Source organism: Streptomyces sp. SX-6 (assembly GCF_059089585.1).
In genome coordinates this window covers 1-9237 of the sequence record NZ_JBTHHU010000063.1, presented here as the reverse complement: position 1 = coordinate 9237, position 9237 = coordinate 1, and the positions used below count along the sequence as shown (strand labels likewise).

Sequence of the window (9237 nt, the reverse complement as noted above, 5' to 3'; positions counted from 1 at the left end):
CCCCCCTCCCCCCCCCCTCCTCCCCCCACCCCCCCCCCCCCCCCCCCCCCCCCCCCCCCCCCACGACACGGGTGCGCCTGTCCGTACCGAACGGCTCCGTACCGCACGGCACGCGCGCCCCAAAGGGCGCGAACGGCACAGCAGATGTGCGGTTGCGCTTGTCGAAGCCCGGGGAGGCGCGCGACGCGTGCGAGGCGGTGTACGCGCGCCGGGTAGCCGCCCGGCCCGGCATGCCGGCGCGGGCGCGCGGCTGGGAGGCGCTGCCCCTGCTCGACCCGCCCGAGGACCGCGACGGCGCCTCACCGCTGCAGTGCGTGGACGGCGAGACGGTGGGGTACGCGCGCTACGCGGTGCGCCCCGTCCGCAACGACCCCTCGGGGCCGAGCGGCGCGGACCTACCGGGCGCCGGTGGACGTGGTGTTCGAGGTCGAGGACGCCTTCTGCCCCTGGAACGCCGGGCGTTGGCGGCTGACCGGCGACGCCAAGGGCGCGTCCTGCCGGCGCACGGAGGACGCGGCCGATCTGGCCCTTTCCGTACGGGAGTTGGGCGCCGCCTATCTCGGCGGGGTGTCCCTGGCGGGGCCGGCCGGGGCCGGGCTGGTGCGGGAGCTGCGCGAAGGGGCGCTGGCGGAGGCCTCGTCGGCGTTCGGCTCCGGCCTCGCCCCGTGGCTGCCGCACAGCTTCTGAACCGCTACGACTCCTGGCACCCCGGGCACCAGAAGAGGTTGCGGGCGGCGAGACCGGCGGTGCGGATCTCGCCGCCGCAGATGTGGCAGGCCTGTCCGGCGCGGCGGTACACGTACACCTCGCCGCCGTGGTCGTCCACGCGCGGCGGGCGGCCCATCGCCTCGGGGGTGTGCTCGGGACGTACCGTATCGATCCGGTTGTGCCGCACCCCCTCATGCATCAACTCGACCAAGTCCGACCAGATCGCATCCCATTCGGACCGGGTGAGGTCGCGCCCTACCCGATAGGGGTCGATTCCGTGCCGGAACAGGACCTCGGCGCGATAGACATTGCCGACGCCCGCGATGACCTTCTGGTCCATCAGGAGCGCGGCGACGGTGGTGCGGCTGCGGGATATACGGGCGTACGCGGGCGCCGGGTCCTCCCCCGCCCGGAGCGGGTCCGGGCCGAGCCGGTCGTGTATCGCCTTCTTCTCCCCGTCGGTGATCAGCGCGCACGTGGTAGGGCCGCGCAGATCGGCGTACGCCTGCGGGGTGGCGAGCCGCAGCCGCACGGTGTCCGTGGCGGGCGGCACGGGGGCCTCGCCGAAGGTGTACTTCCCGAAGAGGCCGAGGTGGATATGGATCCAGCCGGCGGGCCCGAAGCCCAGGAAGAGGTGCTTGCCGTGGGCCTCGGCGACCGTCAGCGGCCGGCCGTCGACCAGGGCCGCGCCGGCGGCGAACTTCCCCTGCGGGCTGGCCGCCCGCACGGGGCGGTCCGCGAACAGGTCACGGTGATCGGCGGCCAGCCGGTGGATCGTGTGCCCCTCGGGCATCGGCGTCTCAGCCCTGCTGCGGGTGGTGGGCCGGGATCGGGGGCAGCTCGCCCGTCTCCTCGTACCGGCTGAGCATCTCGATGCGGCGCGTGTGACGCTCCTCACCCGAGTACGGCGTGGCGAGGAAGATCTCGACGAACTTCGTCGCCTCCTCCTCCGTGTGCATCCGCCCGCCGATGGAGATGACGTTCGCGTCGTTGTGCTCGCGGCCGAGCGCGGCCGTCTGCTCGCTCCAGGCCAGCGCGGCGCGGACGCCCTTCACCTTGTTCGCGGCGATCTGCTCGCCGTTGCCGGAGCCGCCGATCACGATGCCGAGGCTGTCCGGGTCCGCCGCGGTGCGCTCGGCGGCGCGCAGGCAGAACGGCGGGTAGTCGTCCTGGGCGTCGTAGATGTGCGGGCCGCAGTCGACGGCCTCGTGGCCGTGTGCCGTGAGCCACTCGACGAGGTGGTTCTTGAGTTCGTAACCGGCGTGGTCGGAGCCGAGGTAGACGCGCATGCGTGCAGTGTGGCATGCCGCGAAGCCGGTCCTCGCCACCGGCCTGATCACTTCAGAGGGTGAATACAACGATACGGATTCGGGGCTTCACGAGTACGGGTTCGTAAATGTCTAATGCCTGGAACTCGTACCCCGAGTAATCCGTAAACCGTAAGGACCTGTCCATGAGCGCGATTCCGCCGACCATGACAAAGGCGTCGACGTCGGGAGATCCCGCAGACGCAGCGCCCGCGTCCGCCGGGGACGGCCTCAAGGCCGGACTCAAGAACCGTCACCTCTCGATGATCGCCATCGGTGGTGTCATCGGCGCCGGCCTCTTCGTCGGCTCCGGCTCCGGCATCGCCGCCGCGGGCCCCGGCATCCTGATCTCGTACGCCCTCGTCGGCACGATGGTCGTCCTCGTGATGCGGATGCTCGGCGAGATGGCCGCCGCCCGCCCGACCTCCGGCTCCTTCTCCGCCTACGCGGACCAGGGCCTCGGCCGCTGGGCCGGCTTCACGATCGGCTGGCTGTACTGGTTCTTCTGGGTCGTCGTGCTCGCGGTCGAGGCGACGGCGGGCGCCAAGATCCTCGAGGGCTGGATACCGGCCGTCCCGCAGTGGGCCTGGGCACTGATCGTGATGGTGGTGCTCACCGCCACCAACCTGGCCTCGGTCAGCTCCTACGGCGAGTTCGAGTTCTGGTTCGCGGGCATCAAGGTGGTCGCCATCGCGGCCTTCGTGGTGATCGGCGGACTCGCGGCCTTCGGCGTGCTGCCCGGCGCGAAGAACGACGGAGTGGGCTTCGCCCACCTCACCGACCACGGCGGATTCCTGCCCCACGGACCCGGCGCGATCCTCACCGGTGTGCTGATGGTCGTCTTCTCCTTCATGGGCAGCGAGATCGTCACCCTCGCCGCCGGCGAGTCCGAGGACCCGCAGCGCGCCGTGCGGCAGGCGACGAACAGCGTCATCTGGCGCATCGGCGTCTTCTACCTCGGCTCGATCCTCGTCGTGGTCTCGCTGCTCCCCTGGGACTCCAAGGCGATCGCCGAGAAGGGCAGCTACGTCGCGGCCCTGGACACCATCGGCATCCCGCACGCCGGCCAGTTCATGAACGTCATCGTGCTCACCGCCGTGCTCTCCTGCCTCAACTCGGGCCTCTACACGGCCTCCCGCATGGCCTTCTCCCTGGGCCAGCGCGGTGACGCGCCGCGCTCCTTCGCCAAGACCAACGCCCGAGGCGTCCCGCAGGCCGCGATCCTGGCCTCGGTCGTCTTCGGCTTCCTCGCCGTCGCCTTCAACTACTGGTGGCCGGACACCGTCTTCAAGTTCCTGCTCAACTCCTCCGGTGCCGTCGCCCTGTTCGTGTGGCTGGTCATCTGCTTCACCCAGCTGAAGATGCGCGGCATCATCCTGCGCGAGGAGCCGGAGAAGCTGGTCGTGCGGATGTGGCTGTTCCCCTACCTGACGTGGGCGACCATCGGCATGATCCTCTTCGTCCTGGGCTACATGGTCGTCGACGGCGGCGACAACCGTGAACAGGTGCTTCTCTCCAGCCTGGTAGGCGCCCTGGTCCTGGCCACCGGCCTGGTCCTGCACCGGCGCCGGCGGGCCGCTGCCGCGGTCGAGTAACAGGCATCATGCGTACGGGCCGGAGACGGACTCAGCCGCGGCGGCCCAGCAGCTTCCATGCCGCCGGGAGGGCGCCCATGGCGAGGGCGGCCTTGAGGGCGTCGCCGATGAGGAACGGGACCATGCCCGCGGCGAAGGCGTCGGTCAGGGACATGTGCGCGGCCAGCGCCAGGTACGGCACGCCCACCGCGTAGATGATCGCGGAGCCCAGGACCATCGTCCCGGCCGTGCGCGCCACCGAGCGGTCGCCGCCGCGGCGGGCCAGGGCACCGACGACCGTGGCGGCGAGCAGCATGCCGAGGACGTAGCCGAAGGACGGGAACGCCGCGCCCGCGCGGGCCTCGGCGAACCACGGCACGCCCGCCATGCCGACGACGGCGTAGAGGGCGAGGGAGAGGAAGCCGCGGCGGGCGCCGAGGGCCGTGCCGACGAGCAGGGCGGCGAAGGTCTGGCCGCTGACCGGCACCGGGGAGCCCGGGACGGGCACGGCGATCTGCGCGGTGACACCGGTGAGCACGGCACCGCCGAGGACCAGGGCCGCATCGCGCACACGGGCCCGGGTGACGGAGGAGGCGGGCAGAAGATCGGCGAGGACCGTACCGGTCCGGGGGGCTGACACTGCGGCGGTGGCCATCGGTACTCCGGAAGGGTCGTTGGGATAAGAAATCAGTAAGCCAGGGCGACGTTAGCCGAGGGTGATCCGTTCGGCACGGGTCGACCGCGACAAAGGCGGACCGCCGGGCTTTGGCGGGTTTCTCCCGAGTGATGCTGGTCACGCGGACCCCGGAGCGGCTTGGCTCTGGCCGCTTTGTCGGGAGAGTGTTAAGGACGCGCATCCTTGCGCAGCGCACATCGCACGAGCCGAGAGTACGAACCGCATGCACGACGCACCGCCCGCCGCCGAGTCCCTCGCCGGTGAGAAGGAACCGCTGGCCGGGGGGCTCAAGCAGCGTCATCTGACGATGCTGGGGCTGGGCGGAGTGATCGGTGCCGGACTGTTCGTGGGCTCCGGGGCCGGGATCGCGGTCGCCGGACCGGGGATCATCGTGTCCTACCTGATAGCGGGCACGCTCGCGATGCTGGTGATGCGGATGCTCGGCGAGCTGTCGTCGGCGATGCCCGCCTCGGGCGCGTTCTCGGTGCACGCCGAGCGGGCGCTGGGCCGGTGGGCCGGGTTCACGGTGGGCTGGCTCTACTGGTTCCTGCTGGTGATCGTGCTCGCCGTGGAGGCCACGGCCGCCGCGCAGATCGCGCACGGCTGGCTGCCGGCGGTGCCGCAGTGGGCCTGGGTCCTCCTCTTCATGCTGGTGTTCACCACGGCCAACCTCACCGCCGTGAAGAACTTCGGCGAGTTCGAGTTCTGGTTCGCGGCCCTCAAGGTCGGGGCCATCCTGCTCTTCCTCGGCCTGAGCACGCTGGCGATCTTCGGGCTGCTGCCGGACACCCACGCGGTGGGCCTGGCCAACCTCACGGGCCACGGCGGATTCCTGCCCAACGGCTGGAGCGGCGTCATCTCCGGCGTGCTCGCCGTCGCCTTCGCCTTCGGCGGCCTGGAGGTCGTGACGATCGCCGCCGCCGAGTCGGACGACCCGGAGCGGGCGGTGGGCCGGGCGGTCCGCAGCGCCGTGTGGCGCATCCTCTTCTTCTATGTCGGCTCGATGCTCGTCATCGTGACGCTGCTGCCGTGGTCGTCGATGAAGCCGGGCGAGAGCCCGTACGTGGCCGTGCTGGACCACATCGGGGTGCCGTCGGCCGGGCAGATCATGCAGATCGTGATCTTCGTGGCGCTGCTGTCGGCGCTGAACGCCAACCTCTACGGCTCGTCGCGGATGGTGTTCTCGCTGGCCGAGCGCGGCGAGGCGCCGCGCTCGCTGCTGGCCGTCTCCCGCGGCGGGGTGCCCCGGCGGGCGGTGCTGGCGTCGGTGGCGTTCGGTTTCGCCTCGGTCGTCCTCAATCTGAAGTGGCCGGATTCGATCTTCCACTATCTGCTCAACGCCGTGGGTGCGGTACTGCTCTTCGTCTGGGCCCTGATCGCCGCCTCGCAACTGCGGCTGCGCCGGCGCATCGAGCGCGAGATGCCGGAGCGGCTCACGCTCAAGATGTGGTGCTTCCCCTATCTGACCTGGGCCGCTCTGGTCGCGATGGCCACCGTGCTGGTGCTGATGCTCGCCGACGCGGACTCCCGGCCGCAGCTGCTGTGGTCGGCGGCGGCGACGGGCGCGGTGCTCGTGGTCGCGCTGCTGCGCGAGCTGCGGCTGCGCCGGGCGCGCCTGACCCCGACCCAATAGTTCCGTTTTTAACGATATGGCGGACACGGAGCGTCACGCCCACGTCTGAATATCGGACACCTGTGTGAGAAGTGTTGTCCTCAGCGAACATCGACTTCACACTGAGGCAACTTTTCTCCTCTCGGCACTCTTTTCACGGGGACAGATCACGACCATGACTCGGATGAATGCGACCTCCGCGCCCGAGCGCGAGGTCACCGACGCGGCGCCGGACGGCGCCGGAGGCAGCCCCCTGTCGCACGGACTCAAGCAGCGACATCTGTCGATGATCGCGCTGGGCGGAGTGATCGGCGCGGGGCTCTTCGTGGGTTCGGGGGCCGGCATCGCCGCCGCCGGACCGGGCATCGTGCTGGCCTATGCGGCCTCCGGGCTGCTGGTCATGCTCGTGATGCGCATGCTGGGCGAGATGGCCGCGGCCAGTCCGGCCTCGGGCACCTTCTCCGTGCACGCCGAGCGGTCCATCGGCCCCTGGGCGGGGTTCACCGCCGGGTGGATGTTCTGGATCGAGCTGTGCGTCGGCATCGCCGTCGAGGCGATCGGCGCGGCGACGATCATGGTCAAGTGGTTCCCGGCCACGGACTCCTGGATGTGGGTCCTGCTCTTCATGGCCTTCTTCTGCGGCGCCAACCTCGCGGCCGTCGGCAACTTCGGCGAGTTCGAGTTCTGGTTCGCCGCGCTGAAGGTGACCGCGATCGTGGCCTTCCTCGCCCTGGGCATCCTGGCCATCCTCGGCCTGCTGCCCGGCACCTCGGCCCCGGGCTCCGACAACCTCACCGGGCACGGCGGCTTCCTGCCCAACGGCACCGACGGCCTCGTCGCCGGCCTGCTCGCCTCGGTCTTCGCCTACGGCGGCCTGGAGACGGTGACGATCGCGGCGGCCGAGTCCGAGCAGCCCGTCAAGGGTGTCGCCAAGGCGGTCCGTACGGCGATGTGGCGCATCGCGGTGTTCTACGTGGGCTCGATGTTCGTCGTGGTGACGCTGATCCCCTGGGCCGACCCGTCGGTGACGGCGAGCGGCCCGTACGTCGCCGTCCTCAACCACCTGGACATCCCGGCGGCCGGCGAGATCATGAACGTGATCGTGCTGATCGCGCTGCTCTCGGCGATGAACGCCAACATCTACGGCGCGTCCCGGATGTCGCACTCCCTCGTCCAGCGCGGCGAGGGCCCCCGCTTCCTGGCCAAGGTCAGCGGCGGGGTGCCGCGCCGGACCGTGCTCGCCTCCTCCGCGTTCGGCTTCTTCGCGGTGCTGCTCAGCTACTGGTGGCCCGACACCGTCTTCAAGTGGCTGCTGTACATGACCGGCGCGGCTGTGCTGGTGGTGTGGGGCTTCATCGCCGCCACCCAGCTGATCATGCGGCGGCAGCTCGAGCGTGAGACGCCCGAGCGGCTCGTGGTGCGGATGTGGTGCTTCCCGGTGCTCACCTGGGTGGCTCTCGCCGGGATCGTCTGCACCCTCGGGCTGATGCTGCGCGAGAAGGACACGGCCCAGCAGCTGTACGCCACCGCCGGGCTCACGGTGGTCCTCGCGCTCGTCGGCTGGACGCGCCAGCGCTGGGCGGCCGCCAAGCGGAACTGACGTACCGCCACTGTTCCCCCATCCGAGGCGGGGTGGGTCCTGATTCCCAGGACCCACCCCGCCTCGGTCTTTGGACCGAGTCCCGTACCTCAACCCGCTTTCCGCACGCACTTGCTGATAGCGTCTACTTGCAAGTTAATTGCAATAAGCAGTCGGAGAGGGCTCGGCATGGCCATCTACACACTTCCTGAACTCCCGTACGACTACGCGGCTCTCCAGCCCGTCATCGACGCGAAAATCATCGAGCTGCACCACGACAAGCACCACGCCGCCTACGTCAAGGGCGCGAACGACACCCTCGAGCAGCTCGCCGAGGCCCGCGACAAGGACCAGTGGGGTTCGGTCAACGGCCTGGAGAAGAACCTCGCCTTCCACCTCTCCGGCCACATCCTGCACAGCATCTACTGGCAGAACATGACCGGTGACGGCGGCGGCGAGCCGCTCGACAAGGACGGCGTGGGCGAGCTCGCGGACGCCATCGCCGAGTCCTTCGGTTCCTTCGCCAAGTTCAAGGCCCAGCTGACCAAGGCCTCCGCCACGACGCAGGGTTCCGGCTGGGGCGTCCTCGCGTACGAGCCGGTCAGCGGCAGGCTGATCGTCGAGCAGGTCTACGACCACCAGGGCAATGTCGGCCAGGGATCCACGCCGATCCTGGTCTTCGACGCCTGGGAGCACGCCTTCTACCTGCAGTACAAGAACCAGAAGGTGGACTTCATCGAGGCCATGTGGCGGGTCGTCAACTGGCAGGACGTGGCGAAGCGTTACGCCGCGGCGAAGGAGCGCGGTAACGCGCTGCTGCTGGTTCCGTAGTTCCCTGGTTTTCCCTGAGCTGCCTGCTCGTGATCGTCTTCTCACCCGTGTCACGGGGCAGGCACACGAAAGCCCCCGCGCGGTCGACTCGCGCGGGGGCTTTCGCCTGTTCATGCTCTCAGGCGTGCCCGAAGGCCTCCCCCATGACCGTGAACTGACGGGCGAGTCCCGTCTCGTGCAGGCGGGCGAACGGGGCGAACGGGATGCCGCACTCCGACTTGCCCCGGTCGAAGTTCCAGCCCTTCTCCACGGCGAACCGGTAGTCCACGGCCGTGCTGCCGTCGGCCGCCACCCGGACCGTCCCCGTCAGCCGGAACTCGACGCAGCGCAGCGCGAGCCACCAGTCGGCGCTGACGCGCCGGGTGATCAGGGCGTCCCGCCAGCCGCTGTCGGCCGGGTACGCGGCGGGGGTGTGCGGCCCGGCCGACCAGCGCTCGAGGGCCTCGGCCCGCCAGCGGTCGAGCTGTGTGTCCGCGGCGGCGCGGACGGCGGGCAGGGCGAGCAGCGCCTCGGCGTCCACGCGGCACGGGGCGCCGGTGGCTCCGAGGTAGTGCCGCATCATGCGGGCTGCCTGCCGCAGGCGGAGCAGGGACCACAGGGGCGGCAGTGCCCTGCAGACCGCGAAGGTCAGCAGGTCGTACGGGCGTACGGGCAGCTCCGCGAAGGCGGCGTTGTCGCACGGCGGCTCCGCCTCCGACCAGCCGCCGTCACGGCCCAGTGGCCGGGAGAGGTCGGTCTGGCCCATGGGTCGGACTTTAGGTGATGGGGGGTGCGGTCGCCTGTTGGATTCCTCCCCCACCCCGCCCCTTCCCGTAACCGGGGCTCCGCCCCGGACCCCGCTTGTCGCGGCTCCGCCGCTCGTCCTCAATCGCCGGACGGGCTGAATTTCAGCCCGTCCGGCGATTGAGGACAACCGCGCGAAGCGCGGTTTCGGGGGCCCGGGGGCGTAG

The 9237-nt window shown here is 70.4% G+C and carries 8 protein-coding genes and 1 pseudogene; 5 read left to right on the top strand and 4 right to left on the bottom strand.

Going from position 1 to position 9237, the window contains the following annotated elements; genetic code table 11:
* Nucleotides 1-62: 62 nt before the first annotated feature.
* Nucleotides 63-687 (top strand): annotated as a pseudogene (locus ACV530_RS36280) (sterol carrier protein domain-containing protein); the annotation flags it as partial.
* Between the two features lie 4 nt (nt 688-691).
* Here the strand turns inward: ACV530_RS36280 and ACV530_RS36275 are convergent.
* Together ACV530_RS36275 and ACV530_RS36270 are read right to left on the bottom strand one after the other, a co-directional pair.
* Complete coding sequence (locus ACV530_RS36275; protein WP_494336996.1) at nt 692-1501, bottom strand: Fpg/Nei family DNA glycosylase; 810 nt, start codon at nt 1499-1501, stop codon at nt 692-694.
* 7 nt (nt 1502-1508) lie between these two features.
* Nucleotides 1509-1997 carry a ribose-5-phosphate isomerase gene (locus ACV530_RS36270; RefSeq protein WP_494336995.1) on the bottom strand — a complete coding sequence of 163 codons (489 nt, stop codon included), beginning with the start codon at nt 1995-1997 and terminating at the stop codon, nt 1509-1511.
* A gap of 185 nt (nt 1998-2182) precedes the next feature.
* On the opposite strand from ACV530_RS36270, the gene ACV530_RS36265 reads away from it, so the two are divergent.
* Nucleotides 2183-3610 (top strand): amino acid permease, encoded by a 1428-nt coding sequence (locus tag ACV530_RS36265; RefSeq protein WP_494336997.1) that lies wholly within the window; start codon nt 2183-2185, stop codon nt 3608-3610.
* A 31-nt stretch (nt 3611-3641) separates the two neighbouring features.
* Here the strand turns inward: ACV530_RS36265 and ACV530_RS36260 are convergent, their stop codons facing one another.
* Complete coding sequence (locus ACV530_RS36260; RefSeq protein WP_494336994.1) at nt 3642-4244, bottom strand: biotin transporter BioY; 603 nt, start codon at nt 4242-4244, stop codon at nt 3642-3644.
* Nucleotides 4245-4488: 244 nt separating this feature from the next.
* Between ACV530_RS36260 and ACV530_RS36255 the strand changes: the two genes are divergently transcribed.
* The 3 genes from ACV530_RS36255 to ACV530_RS36245 all read left to right on the top strand — a co-directional run bounded on the left by ACV530_RS36255 (nt 4489) and on the right by ACV530_RS36245 (nt 8287).
* Nucleotides 4489-5898, top strand: a complete 1410-nt coding sequence (locus tag ACV530_RS36255) for an amino acid permease (RefSeq protein WP_494336993.1) — start codon at nt 4489-4491, stop codon at nt 5896-5898.
* Nucleotides 5899-6061: 163 nt separating this feature from the next.
* Complete coding sequence (locus tag ACV530_RS36250; RefSeq protein WP_494336992.1) at nt 6062-7477, top strand: amino acid permease; 1416 nt, start codon at nt 6062-6064, stop codon at nt 7475-7477.
* Between the two features lie 168 nt (nt 7478-7645).
* Nucleotides 7646-8287 (top strand): superoxide dismutase, encoded by a 642-nt coding sequence (locus ACV530_RS36245; RefSeq protein WP_494336991.1) that lies wholly within the window; start codon nt 7646-7648, stop codon nt 8285-8287.
* A gap of 118 nt (nt 8288-8405) precedes the next feature.
* Here the strand turns inward: ACV530_RS36245 and ACV530_RS36240 are convergent, their stop codons facing one another.
* Entirely contained in the window at nt 8406-9032 is a 627-nt protein-coding gene (locus ACV530_RS36240; RefSeq protein ID WP_494336990.1) for a hypothetical protein, read from the bottom strand.
* Nucleotides 9033-9237 lie beyond the last annotated feature (205 nt).